The organism is Priestia sp. YIM B13490 (genome assembly GCF_042787735.1).
Classification (GTDB): Bacteria; Bacillota; Bacilli; order Bacillales; family Bacillaceae_H; genus Priestia; species Priestia megaterium.
On the sequence record NZ_JBHZOT010000004.1, the window covers coordinates 291,289 to 307,991 of the forward strand.

Here is a 16,703-nt window from a genome sequence, read left to right on the forward strand (position 1 = left end):
GGAGCTGTGTCTGATGATTGTTGAAGAGATGATGAAAACTGATCTCGTTACCTTAACCCCCGACCATACGATTGCTGAAGCTATGAAACTTTTAGATACACATAAGATTAGACATATTCCTATCATTAATGACCTTCATCACGTAGTTGGTATCATTTCTGATCGTGACGTAAGAGATGCAAGTCCATCTATTTTAGATAATACTTATACATCTGCTCTTCTATCCGAACCCGTGCGGATGATTATGCAAACAGAAGTCATTACAGCTCACCCTCTTGATTTTGTTGAAGAAATTGCAAGTATTTTTTATGAACATCAAATCGGTTGTATTCCCGTCACAAAAAACAAGCGGTTAGTAGGCGTTGTTACCGAAAGAGATCTATTACATACGTTTATTCAGCTTACCGGCACCAATAAGCCAGGTTCACAAATTGAAATAAAAGTAGAAAATAAGGCTGGCGTGCTCGCTGAAGTTACATCCCTCTTTGGTTCAACGAGAACAAACATCTTAAGCGTACTTGTCTACCCTGACGTAGATGAACGATATAAAATACTTGTGCTTCGCATTCAAGCTATTAATCCATTGATTAGTATAAATACATTAAAAGAAAACGGCTATGAGGTGTTGTGGCCTAAATTACCGGAGATGACGTAATGACTAGTAACGCTGTATTTATTTATTCAGATGATATTCTTTCGTACAAATTCAGCAATAATCATCCGTTTAACCAGCTTCGTGTTCAACTAACATATGAACTGTTACGGGAATTTGGCGCTTTAGGCAATCAAGATATTGTATTACCGCGGATGGCATCTGATGAAGAACTTCAGCTTGTCCATGATACTAGCTATATTCAAGCGGTAAAATTAGCAGGAAGCGGCGAGCTTTCTGTTGAAAAAGCAGCAGATTTTGGTCTTGGAACAGAAGATACACCTATGTTTCCCAACATGCATGAAGCCAGTGCATTTTTAGTTGGGGGTACACTTACTGCTGTAGATTATGTGATGACTGGAAAAGCTAAGCATGCTCTAAATTTAGGAGGAGGATTGCACCACGGCTTTCGAGGAAAAGCTTCCGGCTTCTGTATTTATAACGATAGCGCGGTAGCCATCAAATATATGCAGCAAAAGTACAACGCGCGTGTTCTCTATGTCGATACAGATGCTCACCACGGTGACGGCGTGCAATGGACATTTTATGACGACCCTTCCGTTTGTACTCTTTCCATTCATGAAACGGGACGCTACTTGTTTCCAGGCACGGGAAACGTTAACGAACGCGGGCACAGTGAAGGCTATGGTTATTCATTTAATGTGCCTGTTGATGCTTATACGGAAGATGAGTCTTGGCTCGATGTTTATAAGACCTCTTTAAAAGAAGTAGCTGCTTTTTTTAAACCAGATGTTATCTTGACACAAAATGGAGCCGATTCTCATTATTACGATCCGCTCACTCATTTATGCGGCACCACGAAAATATACCGTGAGATTCCTAAAATTGCTCATGAAATTGCTCATGAATACTGTCAGGGAAGATGGATTGCGGTTGGCGGAGGAGGTTATGATATTTGGCGGGTTGTTCCTCGGGCTTGGTCATTCATTTGGCTTGAAATGATTGAACGAAAGGCAGAAGGCATGCTTCCTCTGTCATGGCTTGAAAAATGGACAAAAGTATCGCCTCACCCCGTTTGCACGCAGTGGGATGATGAACCTAATATCTATCAGCCAATTCCAAGAAAACCAGAAATAACAGAAAAAAACGCTCAAACTCTTGAGCGCGCTCTTTATCCTATTCGTTCTCATACATCTCATTCTTAAAAAAAGGCTATACAAGCGTATGGCCTTTTTCACTGTGCTTCGGGATCTGAAATAATAATTTCGACGCGTCTATTTTTTTGTAGATTGTCATTAGACGTGTTCGGAACAAGCGGCTTTGTATCTCCGTAGCCAAGTGCTTCAAAGCGGTTAGCAGAAAGAGAAAAATGGTTCGTTAAATAACGTATGACGCCGCTAGCCCGCGCTGCCGATAGTTCCCAATTAGATGGATAACGATAGGTGTGAATGGGTCGATTGTCGGTATGACCTTCTACTTTAATATCATTTGGAATCGTACTGAATAACCTTCCTAATTCATCCAGAAAAGGGGTGCCTTTTTTCAAAATGTCCGCTTGTCCTGTTTCAAACAGCACCTGTTCTTGTAAAATAAGCACAACTCCGCGTTCATCTCGCTTAGCAGTAATGACATTCTGAAGCTTATTTCCCTTCAGGTAATCCTGCACTTTCGCTAAAATGTTATCCAGCTTTTGAGACTGCTGGCTCTTTTCTACAGAAGCTAATGAGCCACCGCTTGTAAGCGAATTGACAACGGTCTGAAACTTTTGATTATCCACGCTAGACATTGAAAATAGTAAAATAAAAAAAACTAATATTAACGTCACCAAATCAGCAAATGTTACCATCCATTTTGGCGACTGTGCCGAATACCTTTTTCTTCTACGCTTCACGAACGTGTTCTCTCTTTTCTTCCAGCTTTCGTTTTTCAACAGGGGCAAATACTTTTAGCTTTGCTTGCACAAAGCGAGAATTTTGACCCGCCTGCAAGCCGATGACACCTTCAATAATCACTTCTTTAACAAAAAGCTCATGCTCTGTTTTACCAGCTAATTTAGCTGCGATTGGCTGAAAAAACAAGTTTGAAAGCAGCGCCCCGTAGAAAGTCGTTAAAAGAGCAATTGCCATGTTAGGCCCAAGCGATGAAGGGGTATTAAGGCTTTTAAGCATTAGCACTAGCCCAACGAGCGTCCCAATCATTCCCCAAGCGGGGGCATAATCGCCTGCTTTTTCAAACATACTTCGACCTCTCGCATGTCTTTCTTCCACTGCAGCTATTTCAGCTTCAAGCAACTCTCGAATCATTTCCGGTTCTACTCCATCAATGGCTAGCAAAATACCTTTTTTCACAAATGAATCATCGATTTGTTCAAGCTCTGCTTCTAACGATAGAAGTCCTTCTCGACGCGCTTTCTCCGATAAATGTACAAATGTTCCTACAATTTCTTCTACGTTTATTTCTTTAGATTGAAACGCTTGTTTCCCTACTCTTCCCATATTTTTTAATTGTTTTAAAGGAAAGCTCACGCACAGCGTACCAAAAACGCCTCCCAGTACAATTAAAATCGATGGTACATCAATAAAAGCTAAAAAACCACTCATTCCCCCACTTGAAATAACCCCAAACACAACCATAGAGATACCAATTAGTATCCCTATAGGTGTGAGCATATCAATTTTTTTCATATTCTATCTCCCCGTGTCTGAACTTTGGATTCGTTCTTATTCATTCACAGGTATTATTTTGTTGACTGTCTGAACTCGATGCGGTGAGGAAGCTGTACAATGCTGCTGTCTACCGTTTCTTTGTTCATGTATTTTGTTAAGAGACGCATCGCTACTGCACCAATATCATACATTGGCTGTACAACAGATGTTAACTGAGGACGAACCATTGTTGAAAGTCTTGTGTTATCAAAACCGATAACTTCTAGATCGTTTGGTACATTCAACCCGCGATCTTGTGCCCCGTGAATAACGCCTAATGCCATTTCATCCGTTCCAACGAAAATAGCAGTTGGCTTTTCAGCTTCTTCTAATAGTTTTTCAACCGCTTCAATACCTGAATCGTACGTGTAGTCTCCTTCTACAATATAAGAATCACGTACAGGCAATCCGCTTTCAGTAAGAGCACGCTTGTACCCTTTTACTTTTTTCGCATGATTGATTGGTTCTTCTAACGTACCTGAAACGAATGCAATATTTTTATGACCGCTGTCAATTAGTGATTGCACTGCATCAAAAGCTGCTTGTTCATAATCAATAGTTACAGATGGGATTTGGTTAGTTGATTCGATTGATGCTGCAAGTACAACTGGAACCGGTGATTTTTTTAGCTCTTCTACGTGTTCTTCCGTTACATTCCCACTCATGAAGATGATTCCGTCTACTTGTTTACCAAGCATGTTATTTAAAAGGTGAAGTTCTTTATCTTGATTTTGATCGGAGTTACTTAAGATGATATTATATTTGTACATTGTTGCAATATCTTCGATTCCACGCGCTAATTCTGCATAGAAAATATTTGAAATATCAGGAATGATAACTCCTACTGTCGTTGTTTTTTTACTTGCTAATCCACGCGCTACTGCGTTCGGACGATAGCCTAGTCTTTCAATTGTTTCTAATACTTTTTTTCTAGTTGATGGTTTTACATTTGGATTTCCGTTTACCACACGAGAAACCGTTGCCATCGACACGCTTGCTTCCCTTGCTACATCATAAATTGTTACGTTCACAACAAACACTCCTTATCGAAAAACATTTCGTTTATTTTATCCTTATTTCATTTCTTGTATTTACGTATATAAATCCATCTTCCTTTATAGAATGGCTATTTCTAGCTCCTTCACTCTTACATACAGCTTAGATACCCTGTATGCATCTAAATCATTCCTGTTATGCCCTTATTATTACGTGGCAAAGACAATTTTACCAGTTTATATGTAACAATGTAAAAGACGGTGTATATTAAGTAAATAAAAAAAGTGAATCGCGAATTTATATCATATGCAATCACAGAATGATAGCGAATATCTGTAACTACTATACGATACTATGTGCTTCATCGCAACGTATTTACCGCCTTTTTCCGACAAGTTTCACGAGAATTTCATAAATTCTTGTTTTTTGGATTTGCACTTATTCTTTCCTATTTTGACAAAAGTTATCGACTGTTTTCAAAATACGTGATAATTTCGCTTATCTTTATTATAACGAAAGGCAAACAAGCTTGAAACCATTAAGTGCCTCAAACTTGTCATAAAAGTATACGAATTTTTCATTTTTACGTTTTTTTATAAATTTAAGTTACATATAGGTTTTAGCTGCTTCATAAATTCTGTAAATTGCGGGATATCCATTTGCTGAGCTGAATCAGAAAGTGCTACGGCAGGATCTGGATGAACTTCTGCCATAATTCCATCTGCACCGATGGCAAGAGCTGCTTTAGCCGTTGGAACAAGTAAATCTCGTCTTCCCGTTGAATGGGTGACGTCGACTAAAACAGGTAAATGAGTTTCTTGTTTTAAAATGGGAACAGCTGAAATATCCAGCGTATTTCGCGTTGCTCGCTCATACGTACGAATTCCTCGTTCACACAAAATCAGCTGATCATTTCCTTTTGAAACAATGTATTCAGCAGCATTAATAAACTCATCAATCGTAGCGGCTAAGCCTCGCTTTAATAAGACAGGCTTCTTCACCGCACCCGCTTCTTTTAACAGCTCAAAATTTTGCATATTACGAGCGCCAATTTGAATCACATCTACGTATTCTACAGCTGTTTCAATATCAGCGGGATCGACAATTTCACTAATAACGGCTAAATCGTATTCGTCAGCTACTCTTTTTAAAATTTGCAATCCTTCTAAGCCAAGGCCTTGAAAATCATAAGGAGATGTTCTTGGCTTGTAGGCTCCGCCTCTAAGCATCCGCACGCCCTGCTGCTTCACGGCTTTTGCTACGGCTGCTACTTGCTCATAGCTTTCAACGGAACAAGGTCCTGCTACAAAACGCTGAAGTCCGTCACCAATTGTTTCTCCTTTTACCGTAACAATTGTATTTTCCGGCTTCTTTTTACGGGATACAAGAAGTGCTTTACGATGATCGTCTTCTTGAAGCTCTAAATGAGCTTTGAAAATCTCTTTGAAAATATGTTGAAGCGTAGACGTTTGAAACGGTCCTTCATTCTTGCTTAAAATCGCATCAAGCATTGCTCGTTCACGAACGGGATCAAATCGTTTGGTTGACTGCATGCCTTTTAACTTTCCTATTTCTTGAACAAGCTCGCCTCGCTCATTAATAAGCTTTAACAGTTTCATATTTACTTCGTCAATTTGAGATCGCAAATGCTGAAGATTTGAATTCGTCATGTACGTCCACCCTTTCACTGATTTTAAAAAATCCGTTTAGCAGGGTTACTACATAAGATGATAGATGATGGAGGATATATGTAAGGGGCTTCTCTGCTTTTATGTGCTAAACTACATCTATTGTACGAAAAAGCGGATGAAACCGCAATCAGCTTATAAAAAAAAGAGGTTGAGGCATAGCTAAATCGCTCCAACCTAAAGGCGGAAAATTGGGATAAACAATCTATTATGGATTGCTTGTCATACAGTAAACCTACGTTCACCCTTCCAATGAAAAAATCCGAACGATTAATGTTCGGATTTTTCTTTTACTAAAATACTTTTTCGATTAGTGAGCTACGTTTTTCGCTAATTCGTCTTTGTTAATGTTCCAGTGAGAAGCATGCCACTTCACTTTTCCATCTTCAAACAGAAGCGCTTGAGGTGATTCATGCTTCACTTCATACGTCTCAGCGATATAGTTAGATACATCACGTGAATCTTGAACATGAAGATAATAAGAAGGAATGTCTTCATGACCAGAAGCAAATGCTGAAAATGCCTCATGACCAGCTGCACTAATTGGACACGTTGTACTGTGTTTTAAAAATAAAAAGCGATTGTTTTCCTTTACAACTTGTTCGAACTCTTCAACTGTTGAAATTTTTTTCATTTTTTTCACCCTTTCTGTACTTACTCTTAAGTTTACATGGTTTGAGCGTTTCCATACAAAAAGAGTGCTCAGCTTTATGTATGATGCTCATAAATTCATTTATAAGGTGGAGTTTTTTTCTGCAATGAAACAATTATTTACTTGTTGTTATCCAACCTAAATTACATACAAAAAAAGCGTTCACCCTATAGGGTAAACGCTTTTGATTCTTTATTATGGTCGTGGCACTGTGCTTTCCACTTCATCTAGTGCTTTTTGAGCTTCTGTTAGCTTTTGCTGAACGTCTTCGTTGCTTTGAGACTCAACTTCATCAGCAAGCACTTCTAAGCTTGTTGGCGGTAATGCTTCGTGTTCAGGATCTACTTTACGGAAGTTTTTCACCTTGTCCACTACTTGTGAAGATTGCTCAGACAGTGTTTGTGATAAACCAGCCGTTTTTTCTTTAGCCGTTTGAGCAAACCCTTGTCCTTTTTCAACAGCGCTGTTTTTCGCTTGCTCTGTTTTTAAACGAACGTAAGCTGCCTGCTCATTTAAATCAGAACGGAACTCTTTACCTGATTTTGGAGCAAGTAGTAATGCCGTTGCAGCTCCTACAACTCCTCCAATCACTGTTCCTACTAAAAAGCCTTTATTTGAAGTGTTGTTTGGTTTATTTGGTTTGTTTGACATATGCGTCTCCTCCTTTAAAGTTCATCCTTATGAAAATGAGCGTGAGCGTTGAACCGCTTTTTCTTTTACTTCAACAGGTACAGGCTCTGCTTCAACTTTTTTCTGTTTTCTTAATTTTATACGTTCCCATACGTCTAATGCAACATTGCTCCATTGAACAACTTGAGCAACAGTTTCTTTATTTTCTTCTACTTTCTCTGAAACGCTTGATGATACGCTTTTAATAGACTTATTTAGGTCTTGGATTGAGTCACCTACGCCTTTAACAGAATCCACCACTGTGTTCAGCGCTTCGGATTTACGCTGAATATCTTCAGCTAACAGATTAGTCTTATGTAAAAGTGCAGTTGTTTCAGCTGTGATTCCTGTCATTTGCTTTTCTACACCGTCTAAAGTACCTGCCACTGAATTTAATGTGTGCTGAACGGATTTCAATGTTTTGGACACGGAAACCACCAGGTAAAAAATCGCAATGGCAACAATAGCAGCGCTTAAATAAAGAATAATAACCATCTGTGCAAGGCACCTCCTATTTTCTTCTCTCTTGTTATAACTACTTTCCCAATTTTATAAACAATTAAACCTTCTATTCCCTATAGACTCTTTAACTTTACCATATTCTCTCTGCTTTTATTCAGAAAAAGGGAAGATTGTACATTATTTCGCGATATATGAGTTATTTCCCTTCCTAAAGAAAAAAAGGATTTTAAAGCATAAAAACAAACAAAATAAGCTCAGTGGGGTACAATAGAAAGTGAATCACCAATCATTGCTATTTTAAGGAGGCACTATTTATGAAAGACCCTAGAATTGCGACATTAGCTAAAAATTTAATTAATTATTCTGTTCGCCTTCAAAAAGGAGAAAAAGTATTAATCGAAAACTTTGGACTTCAGCGCGAACTTGTGACAGCACTTGTAGATGAAGCGTACAAGGCGGGTGGTTATCCATTTGTACTGCTAAAAGATCATTCGGTAGACCGCGCTCTTTTAAACGGTGCACAAGAAGAGCAGTTCAATATGATGGCAGACTTCGAAGCAAATGTGATGAAGGAAATGAATGCTTATATTGGCTTGCGTTCTGGCTCAAACATTTTTGAACAATCAGATGTTCCGGCAGATAAAATGAAAATCCAAGGGAATACGATCGGTAAAAAAGTACATAGAGAAATTCGCGTTCCAAAAACAAAATGGGTTGTTCTTCGCTATCCAAACGATTCAATGGCGCAGCTTGCTAAAATGAGTACAGAAGCATTTGAAGATTTTTATTTTGATGTATGTAACTTAGACTATGGCAAAATGAGCAAAGCGATGGATGCTTTGGTTGAGCTTATGAACCGTACGGACAAAGTGCGTTTAACAGGTGAGAATACAGACTTAACGTTCTCTATTAAAGATATTCCTGCAGTGAAGTGTGCCGGGGAAATGAATATTCCGGACGGTGAAGTATACACGGCTCCTGTACGTGATTCTGTAAACGGAACAATTTCTTACAACACTCCTTCTAACTATCAAGGCTTTACGTTTGAGAATGTATCCTTAACATTTAAAAACGGTAAGATTGTTGAAGCAACCGCTAATGATACAGAACGCATCAACGGCATTTTTGATACGGATGAAGGCGCACGTTTTGTTGGCGAATTTGCGATTGGCGTAAATCCATATATTCAACATCCAATGCAAGACATCTTATTTGATGAAAAAATTGACGGAAGTTTCCACTTCACTCCTGGCGAGTGCTACGAAGATGCGTATAATGGAAACAAGTCAAATATTCACTGGGATATGGTGATGATTCAGCGCCCAGAATACGGCGGCGGTGAGATTTATTTCGATGACGTGTTAATTCGTAAAGACGGGTTATTTGTCATTGAGGAATTAAAAGCGTTAAATCCTGAAAATTTAAAATGAGTTTTGAAAGAAAAAAGGCACTCTCCTGAGTGCCTTTTTTTTATGATACGGTTTGCTGATATAGTTTTTCAAACTTTTGAATGTCTCCAGCACCCATAAATACTAATACAGCTTCATTATGGTCTTTTAACGATTCAATTGTTTCTTCATTAATTAATTCAGCTCCGCTGATTTTGCTTCGTAAATCTTCAATTGATAATTTACCTTGATGCTCACGAGCTGATCCAAAAATATCACATAGATATACTTTATCAGCGTGCTGTAAGCTTGCTGCAAAGTCCTCTAAGAACGTTTGTGTACGCGTAAAAGTATGCGGTTGGAAAACAGCCACAACTTCACGGTTTGGATACTTTTGACGAGCAGCTGAAATCGTTGCATTAATTTCCGTTGGATGGTGTGCATAATCATCGATTAGCACTTGTTTGCCAACGTTCTTTTCACTGAAACGACGTTTTACACCTTGATATGTTTTAAAACGCTCTTGCAGCACAGCAACGTCAATTTCTTCATAATGACAAAGTGCAATAACAGAAAGTGCATTTAAGATGTTATGGTCGCCATACCCTGGAATTTCAAATGATGCGTGGAATGTATTACGAACGAACACATCAAATGTTGTGCCTGTTGTGCTTTTTACGATATTACGTGCTTGGAAATCATTTTCTTCGCCTAAGCCGTAATAAAGAACAGGTACCTTCGCTTGAATTTGCTGCAGATGTTCATCGTCACCACAGGCAATAATTCCTTTTTTGACTTGAAGTGCCATCTCTTGGAACGCGCTGAATACATCGTCGATATTGGCAAAATAATCAGGGTGATCAAAATCAATATTCGTCATAATTGCATAGTCTGGCGTATAAGATAAGAAGTGGCGGCGATACTCACATGCCTCAAACGCAAAATACTTGCTGTCTTTTACACCTTTACCCGTACCGTCTCCAATTAAATATGAAGTAGGTTCAGCTCCTTGAATCACATGCGCTAACATACCCGTTGTGGATGTTTTTCCGTGTGCTCCTGTTACGGCTACACTCGTATACTGTTTCATAAAGTCACCTAAGAAACGGTGATAGCGTACAAGCTTGACTCCTTCTTTTGAAGCTGCTTCTGCAATTTCTTCATGCGTATCAGGAAAAGCATTTCCTGCGATTACAGTCATGCCGTCTTTAATATTATTTTTATCAAATGGTAAAACAGGAATTCCCTGCTGTTCTAGTGCTTTTTGCGTAAAAATTTCTTTTTCAATATCCGATCCTTGAACTTGAAAGCCCATATCGTTTAGGATTTGCGCAAGCGCACTCATTCCTGTTCCTTTAATACCTACAAAATGGTAAACTGTCATATAAAGAACCTCCAACATTCGTCTATCTGTAAGACAGTATATGACGGTTATCTAGAATTGCTCTTACAAACGTATATAAATGTCGTTTGATTGATGATTTCACGATAACATCCGTACATTATATCACTTCTTATAACATAACTCCATGACTCCATTTCTACTCTCTTCCCTTGCGAAACGGCCTTTTATTTTGGCTTCATCACATAGTATATAGCCTGCTGTTTTAAAAACGAGCGCCATGTCATTGCATTTTTTTTGTCATTATATTGCGTTACTAACTGTTCAATGCGTTGTTTATGTCCTAAAAAGAAAGAGTCAATTAACACGTCATATCCGATTGATTTTATTTTTCGAATCCAAATTACTTGTTGTTCCTCTAAATTTGCAAATCTTCCTCTTACATCTTTGATGATAACCTGCTCATTTGTCAATGGGGTATATCCTTTTAAGAAAAACGAATTAGGTACTTTAGACACAATAATTGGCTCTAGTACACTCGTCAAAAAAAAGGCTCCTTGAATCAAAAACGACTCTGTTTTCTGCTTTGCCTGATCAGCTAAAAAAAGCTGCAGCAGGGTTTTCCCCTGAATGGTTACATATTCAAATGCAAACCACTGAAAAAATAATTGTTCATGGGAATCAGACAGAGGCGCCTCATGAGGCAAGTTTACTAACTCTTTAAATAAATGTGAAGCCCGCACTTTTTCTCGTATATTCGTATAGCGGTTCACAAAAAAGAAATATTGATTGTAAAAGTCGCAAATAGCATTATCAGACTGAAGCTGCTTTTGTTCACGAATTTCATTAAAGTTAATCAGTTCATGATTTTCTTCTCTCATTACTCTTCACTCGTACTCTAATTATTTTAGTTTGTCCTCTTTATACGCCTTCAGCTCATATGTTTCTGCTGGTGAGAAATGATAGCAAACTATCACATGCTAAAAAAGCAACACACACATTATCCTTACATATAGTAAATCATTTTACTAGTTCTGACAAACCTTTTCCTTTTTTTCTTCATGGATTTCTTCCAAAATCTCTACTCAAATTCTGTATAAACGAACTTAAAGCAGGAAAAAAAGAGGCGACGGATACAGTGACAGAGCGTTAGCTCACACAATGCTGTATCCTGCTGATCTTGCATAGCCTCTTTTTTAACCTACATGTAGAAAAACAGCTTAAAATGTAGAAGTGGCTGTTTGACTTTCCATTTCCTGAAGCTCGTTTTCGGTAATGAGCACATCTCTCGGCTTGCTTCCTTTTGCTTCTGAAATAATGCCTTGCTGTTCCATCATATCAATGAGGCGCGCAGCGCGATTGTACCCCATTCTGAAGCGTCTTTGCAGACTGGAAGTAGATGCACCGCCTTGGTCTAGCACAAACTCGCATGCTTCATAGAAAAGCTCATCTTCTTCATTTGAAGCAAAGCTCTGCTGCTTTTTCAACAAATCTTCTTGATCAAATAGGTATGTTGGCTTCATTTGCTTTTTGACATGATCTACAACGCGGTCAATTTCTTCATCTGAAACAAAGTTCCCTTGAATTCGAACGCTTTTAGAAGAGCCGTTTTCAAGAAGCAGCATATCACCTTTACCTAGTAGCTTCTCTGCTCCCCCTGTGTCGATAATTGTACGTGAATCAACTTGCGAAGAAACAGAAAATGCAATACGCGTTGGCACATTCGCTTTAATTAAGCCTGTAATCACATCTACGGAAGGACGCTGAGTTGCAAGCAATAAGTGAATGCCACATGCTCTTGCCTTTTGTGCAATACGGCAAATAGCTTCCTCTACTTCCCCAGGAGATACCATCATTAAGTCGGCAAGTTCATCAATAATAATAACTAGATATGGGAGCTCCCCGCTTTTTTCATTATGTTCTTTTACACGTTCGTTGTATTTTGTAATATCACGTACGCCCGCATGTGCAAACAATTCATAACGGCGCTCCATTTCCTCTACTGCCCATTTTAAAGCTGTAGTAGCTGCTTTAGCATCCGTGATAACCGGGCTGACTAAATGCGGAATACCGTTGTAAGGAGCTAGCTCAACCATTTTAGGGTCAATTAACATAAGCTTGACTTCGTGCGGCGCAGCTTTATAAAGCAAGCTGACGATAATAGTATTAATACACACGCTTTTACCAGACCCTGTCGCTCCGGCAATCAAACCATGAGGCATTTTATTCAAGTCAGTCACAACCGGCGTTCCTGAAATATCTAACCCTAAAGCCACCGTTAAAGGAGAGTTATCTTTTCTAAAAGAGGGATGCCTCAAAATTTCACGAATTAACACCGGCTTACTTTGACGATTTGGCACTTCAATTCCAATCGTATTTTTCCCTGGAATTGGCGCTTCAATTCGGATATCACGCGCGGCTAGGCTCAGTTTAATATCATCTGTTAAATTCGTAATTTTGTTCACTTTCACACCGGGTTCAGGATGTACTTCAAATCTGGTCACGGTAGGACCTTGTGTGACGTTTACGACCTTAGCTCGAACGTTAAAGTTTTTTAATGTCATATCCAAAAGCTCACGCTGCTCATCCGCCCATTGATTATCTTCTTCAATAGCAGCTGGAGGAATGTTAAGCAAGTTCATTCCAGGAAATGCATAAGGAGAAGAAGCCTTTACATTTACAGGTTCTTCAGCTTTTAACGAAGCCTGCGGAATTGCTTCTTTGGTTTTTTCACCGTGAACTTCTTCTTGCCTACTTACTTCCGTTTTTTTTTGCAGAGCTTCTGTCTCCTGCCCTTGGTATGAACCTTGAGACGGCTGACTTTTTTCTCGAGCGCTGTTATTCATCTTTGTGCGGTCTTTTTTCAGCATCATCACGTTAAAAGGCACTAATCGCTTACCGCGACCTCGTTCAGCATTTCCTGGCTGTTCTGCAGGTACAAGAGGTTCTACAGCTGACTCTTGCTGTACTTGTTCTTGTAACTCTTGACTTTCATGCATACTGCTTTCTTCCTCTTTTATCACCGAATTTTCAAGCTCTTGGTGAACAACAGCCGATGCCGCTTCTGGTTGCCATTCATCAGCTGCGGGTTGCGATGAATTTAAACTTTCAGAATTCAGCTCATGTTCTGCTTCCATATGAACACTGTTTGCAGGCTCTTCTAGAATGACGTCACTTTCTTTCTCAGCAGCTGGAGCTTCTTCTTTCTTTCTAGGCTTTAGTGCTTCTACTTCTTCTGCTGCTTGTAAAAACACTTCGCTTCCGTCCATCAACGTTTCTACTTCTTCAGTCTCATTTCCTATCTCTTGTTGGAGAGAAACTGATGGTTCAGACGGGCGCGTTTCCTCTGAAATTGGAACTTCTTCGGGCGCTGTCATACCTTTCGCTGAATCCCAGTCAAGAGTGCTCTCTTGTCCCACTAACGGTTCGACCGCATGTGATTCTTCAAAAGCTGGCACCTCTTCCTGTTCTTTTACGGCTACTAAAGAACTTGGCTTTTCTTCAGGAAATGATAGCTTCTCTTTTTGATTTTCCTCATATTGCTTCCACTGAGCAAAACGCTGAGAAGACAGTTGCATCATTTCTTCTGTTTCTTGAATCGGTGCTTCTTCGGCTATAGGCTTAGAAACCGGTTTTCTTAACGGCTCTACAACAGCTGTATTCATCGCTCGTCGGTAAATTTCATCTTCAAACGCCGCTTTTGATAACTGTGTACTCGGAAGCTCATATTCTACTACTTCCTCACTTCCGTTTTGTACAACATTAGAAGGCCGTTTATTAAACCCATAGACAGGTGAAGGAATTTCAGTAGGACGAAACGGACGTTTTCTTACTTGCGGAACCGCTTCTTTCTTTTCAGATACCGTTTTTAACGGCTGAGATACTGACTTAGGCTGCGTTAGCGCCGACTTGCGAACAGGCTCTTGATAAAACGGAGCCGGTGCCTTTTTTGTTACAGGCCTTGGTTCATTTTTAGGCGCTGCTGCCTTTTTTGCTTCTCCCGTATCATCAATTAAAGGAAAACGAAACGTTCCTTTTGGATATTGATAAGCTACTTTTGTATGAACATCTTGCTGTTCTTCAGTGTAACTCCGCTTTTGCGTTCTGGCCGAGTGTGGAACAGAAGGTTTTGGCGCTGCTTTCATCACTGGCTTTTGATGAACTGACTGCATTTGTTTAGGCTTAGGAGCCTTCTTTTTAGGAATTGTTTTTTCTCTATTTAAAGGGTATTCTTCCGTTGTATTTCCATGTTCGTCTACAACAATTTCTTTCACTTCGTATCCTAGTAAATAATCCATTACTTTTCGTACAAAACCCATTTTTATCACTCTTTCTATCAGACTATCTTACTTCGTTTAGCCTCTTATACCGCAGTGCTGCGATATCTACAAAAAGCTATCCATGCATCCTTTATTTACCTTTGGCCTCAAAGTATTCTCTGAGATGGATATATATACTATCTTTTCATTTATCATTCTATCACGTATGCTTGAACTCTTACTATAAAATCTACTATTTTGCTTCCCTTATTTATACAGTAAAATTCCTCTTTGCAAAAATATTTTTTTGCGCCTAGTTAGCACTCATAATTAAACGCGAAAAAAGCCACTAGTATATACTAGTGGCTTTTAATTTTATCAAACCTTTTTAAGAATTGACAATTGCTTTTCAGCAACTGTAACGCTTTGAAATATACGTGTAAAAAAACATCATGCTTTTGCCCTATAAATCAGTATCGCAATCTGCTTTTATGCTTGAAAAGGTTGACCTACTTCATATTTGTCTTCAAGTACTAGAATTCCTTTTTCTTGAGGAGCGTTCGGAAGCGCCAGCTCTTTAGCAGAGCAAATCATACCTGAAGAAGGCACACCGCGCAGCTCTGCATCTTTAATGATCATGCCGCTTGGCATAACCGCTCCTACTTTTGCTACCACGACTTTTTGACCTGCGTCTACATTTGGTGCTCCACACACAATTTGAAGTGTTTCTGTGCCAACATCTACTTTACAGATGTTCAGCTTATCTGCATTTGGATGCTTTTCTTTTTCTTGAACGTATCCCACTACAAATTTAGGAGATAAATCCACTTCAAGTTTACCTTCAAAACCGCTTTCGCTAAGTACACGATTTACTTCTTCCACCATTTCTTCTGTTAATTCAAGAGAACCATTTCCCTCTACTTTTAACTTAGAAGAAGCATGAAAGATGTTATAGCCAGCTGTTGTATTTGATTTTTGATCAAAGATACGCACAACGTCGCCTTTTGTTTCAAACGTGCGATTTTCAATTGCGATATCTTCTAGCTTGACGATTAATGTATCGCCGATACCTTCTTTATTATAAAAAAGATTCATAATTAGTCCCGTCCTTTACTGCGATTTTTCCCTAGAATAAAAATAGGTTCTAGCTCACCGTTTTCGTATAAAAATGAAAGAGCTGTGATGGGTACACGTCCACTTGCAAAAAAGCTCATGGTCATTTGCGCAAGAATATCATAACCCGTTTCGTTTTGAATATCAGCTAGAATCAGCACATCTTGATGAGGTACTGCTACAGCCATTGTGCCCGAAACACTAGAAGCAAAATCTTGCAAAAATGCCTCGTTAAGAATTCGACTTGCATCGTATCCATCGTTCTGATTTACAAAATAAAAGTCATTGCCTGCTACCGTATCTTTTTTATGTGAAATCGGCAAAGAGCGAAGATTAAATTTAGCCATTTCCCGCACTGCGGATAGATCTAAATTTTCCTTGCGAATTAGTTTCTCATCTAATAGACGATATGTATTGCCTAAATCAAGCGCATAATAAATGCGTGTTTCAGCTGTATGTTCATCATAAATCAACGGCACGTCTTCATTCGATTTATCTGGAAAAGACGTTGAGCGAATAACTGGATAAATGCGCTTTTCTTTTCCCGTTACCTGCTGTTCATCGTTCATAACACGAAGAGCTTCTTTTATATAATATACCATTTCATCTAGAGCCGCTTCCTTTTTTTCTTCCCATTTTGCAATTAGCCCAGGTAAAGAAATGGTTACACCTTTTTTCGTTTCCTGATGTTCAACGCGCAGCGTATCTTTTTCACGATCAAATAAAAATGACCAATCTGCACCCGTTAATCGCTCTTCTAGTAGTTTTCTCATCTTTTGACTATTCATTTTCGCCATATTTACGCCTCCTTTTCTC

At 39.0% G+C, this 16,703-nt stretch carries 15 protein-coding genes; 3 read left to right on the forward strand and 12 right to left on the reverse strand.

Annotated elements, in window-relative coordinates:
• The first annotated feature begins 13 nt into the window (after nt 1-13).
• Complete coding sequence (locus ACFX4R_RS15815) at nt 14-655, forward strand: acetoin utilization AcuB family protein (protein WP_043975958.1); 642 nt, start codon at nt 14-16, stop codon at nt 653-655.
• Nucleotides 655-1,818, forward strand: a complete 1,164-nt coding sequence (locus ACFX4R_RS15820; RefSeq protein WP_016765740.1) for an acetoin utilization protein AcuC — start codon at nt 655-657, stop codon at nt 1,816-1,818. The genes ACFX4R_RS15815 and ACFX4R_RS15820 overlap by 1 nt, the downstream gene beginning before the upstream one ends.
• A gap of 29 nt (nt 1,819-1,847) precedes the next feature.
• Here the strand turns inward: ACFX4R_RS15820 and motS are convergent, their stop codons facing one another.
• The 7 genes from motS to ACFX4R_RS15855 all read right to left on the reverse strand — a co-directional run bounded on the left by motS (nt 1,848) and on the right by ACFX4R_RS15855 (nt 7,818).
• Nucleotides 1,848-2,504: a flagellar motor protein MotS gene (gene motS, locus ACFX4R_RS15825; RefSeq protein WP_080781548.1), complete on the reverse strand. Its 657-nt coding sequence runs from the start codon at nt 2,502-2,504 to the stop codon at nt 1,848-1,850.
• Nucleotides 2,494-3,297 (reverse strand): flagellar motor protein MotP, encoded by an 804-nt coding sequence (gene motP, locus ACFX4R_RS15830; protein WP_014458004.1) that lies wholly within the window; start codon nt 3,295-3,297, stop codon nt 2,494-2,496. The genes motS and motP overlap by 11 nt, the downstream gene beginning before the upstream one ends.
• Nucleotides 3,298-3,350: 53 nt before the next feature.
• Nucleotides 3,351-4,349 (reverse strand): catabolite control protein A, encoded by a 999-nt coding sequence (gene ccpA, locus ACFX4R_RS15835; RefSeq protein WP_025750682.1) that lies wholly within the window; start codon nt 4,347-4,349, stop codon nt 3,351-3,353.
• Between the two features lie 558 nt (nt 4,350-4,907).
• A complete protein-coding gene (locus ACFX4R_RS15840; RefSeq protein WP_043975954.1) occupies nt 4,908-5,984 on the reverse strand; it encodes a bifunctional 3-deoxy-7-phosphoheptulonate synthase/chorismate mutase in 1,077 nt (358 codons plus the stop codon).
• A 328-nt stretch (nt 5,985-6,312) separates the two neighbouring features.
• Nucleotides 6,313-6,636, reverse strand: a complete 324-nt coding sequence (gene ytxJ / locus ACFX4R_RS15845) for a bacillithiol system redox-active protein YtxJ (RefSeq protein WP_043975951.1) — start codon at nt 6,634-6,636, stop codon at nt 6,313-6,315.
• Between the two features lie 213 nt (nt 6,637-6,849).
• Nucleotides 6,850-7,305, reverse strand: coding sequence for a YtxH domain-containing protein (locus ACFX4R_RS15850; RefSeq protein WP_013059496.1), 456 nt, complete (start codon nt 7,303-7,305; stop codon nt 6,850-6,852).
• A gap of 27 nt (nt 7,306-7,332) precedes the next feature.
• Nucleotides 7,333-7,818 carry a DUF948 domain-containing protein gene (locus ACFX4R_RS15855; RefSeq protein WP_013085231.1) on the reverse strand — a complete coding sequence of 162 codons (486 nt, stop codon included), beginning with the start codon at nt 7,816-7,818 and terminating at the stop codon, nt 7,333-7,335.
• Nucleotides 7,819-8,099: 281 nt separating this feature from the next.
• On the opposite strand from ACFX4R_RS15855, the gene ACFX4R_RS15860 reads away from it, so the two are divergent.
• Entirely contained in the window at nt 8,100-9,215 is a 1,116-nt protein-coding gene (locus ACFX4R_RS15860) for an aminopeptidase (protein WP_013085232.1), read from the forward strand.
• 40 nt (nt 9,216-9,255) lie between these two features.
• Here ACFX4R_RS15860 and murC read toward each other — a convergent pair whose 3' ends face one another.
• From murC to ACFX4R_RS15885, 5 genes are all read right to left on the reverse strand, one after another.
• Nucleotides 9,256-10,557 carry a UDP-N-acetylmuramate--L-alanine ligase gene (gene murC / locus ACFX4R_RS15865; protein ID WP_013059499.1) on the reverse strand — a complete coding sequence of 434 codons (1,302 nt, stop codon included), beginning with the start codon at nt 10,555-10,557 and terminating at the stop codon, nt 9,256-9,258.
• 185 nt (nt 10,558-10,742) lie between these two features.
• Nucleotides 10,743-11,396 carry a hypothetical protein gene (locus tag ACFX4R_RS15870; RefSeq protein ID WP_043975948.1) on the reverse strand — a complete coding sequence of 218 codons (654 nt, stop codon included), beginning with the start codon at nt 11,394-11,396 and terminating at the stop codon, nt 10,743-10,745.
• Nucleotides 11,397-11,735: 339 nt separating this feature from the next.
• Nucleotides 11,736-14,834: a DNA translocase FtsK gene (locus ACFX4R_RS15875; protein ID WP_043975946.1), complete on the reverse strand. Its 3,099-nt coding sequence runs from the start codon at nt 14,832-14,834 to the stop codon at nt 11,736-11,738.
• Nucleotides 14,835-15,263: 429 nt separating this feature from the next.
• A complete protein-coding gene (ytpR, locus tag ACFX4R_RS15880; RefSeq protein ID WP_013085234.1) occupies nt 15,264-15,869 on the reverse strand; it encodes a YtpR family tRNA-binding protein in 606 nt (201 codons plus the stop codon).
• Between the two features lie 2 nt (nt 15,870-15,871).
• Nucleotides 15,872-16,684: a DUF1444 domain-containing protein gene (locus ACFX4R_RS15885; protein ID WP_014457994.1), complete on the reverse strand. Its 813-nt coding sequence runs from the start codon at nt 16,682-16,684 to the stop codon at nt 15,872-15,874.
• Nucleotides 16,685-16,703 lie beyond the last annotated feature (19 nt).

Coding starts and splice junctions, on each gene's coding strand:
- ACFX4R_RS15860 (WP_013085232.1), top strand. CDS start 8,100: ATGAAAGACCCTAGAATTGCGACATTAGCTAAAAATTTAATTAATTAT.
- ACFX4R_RS15855 (WP_013085231.1), bottom strand. CDS start 7,818: ATGGTTATTATTCTTTATTTAAGCGCTGCTATTGTTGCCATTGCGATT.
- ACFX4R_RS15885 (WP_014457994.1), bottom strand. CDS start 16,684: ATGGCGAAAATGAATAGTCAAAAGATGAGAAAACTACTAGAAGAGCGA.
- motP (WP_014458004.1), bottom strand. CDS start 3,297: ATGAAAAAAATTGATATGCTCACACCTATAGGGATACTAATTGGTATC.
- ACFX4R_RS15840 (WP_043975954.1), bottom strand. CDS start 5,984: ATGACGAATTCAAATCTTCAGCATTTGCGATCTCAAATTGACGAAGTA.
- ACFX4R_RS15850 (WP_013059496.1), bottom strand. CDS start 7,305: ATGTCAAACAAACCAAATAAACCAAACAACACTTCAAATAAAGGCTTT.
- ytxJ (WP_043975951.1), bottom strand. CDS start 6,636: ATGAAAAAAATTTCAACAGTTGAAGAGTTCGAACAAGTTGTAAAGGAA.
- ytpR (WP_013085234.1), bottom strand. CDS start 15,869: ATGAATCTTTTTTATAATAAAGAAGGTATCGGCGATACATTAATCGTC.
- ACFX4R_RS15820 (WP_016765740.1), top strand. CDS start 655: ATGACTAGTAACGCTGTATTTATTTATTCAGATGATATTCTTTCGTAC.
- ACFX4R_RS15870 (WP_043975948.1), bottom strand. CDS start 11,396: ATGAGAGAAGAAAATCATGAACTGATTAACTTTAATGAAATTCGTGAA.
- ACFX4R_RS15875 (WP_043975946.1), bottom strand. CDS start 14,834: ATGGGTTTTGTACGAAAAGTAATGGATTATTTACTAGGATACGAAGTG.
- murC (WP_013059499.1), bottom strand. CDS start 10,557: ATGACAGTTTACCATTTTGTAGGTATTAAAGGAACAGGAATGAGTGCG.
- ACFX4R_RS15815 (WP_043975958.1), top strand. CDS start 14: ATGATTGTTGAAGAGATGATGAAAACTGATCTCGTTACCTTAACCCCC.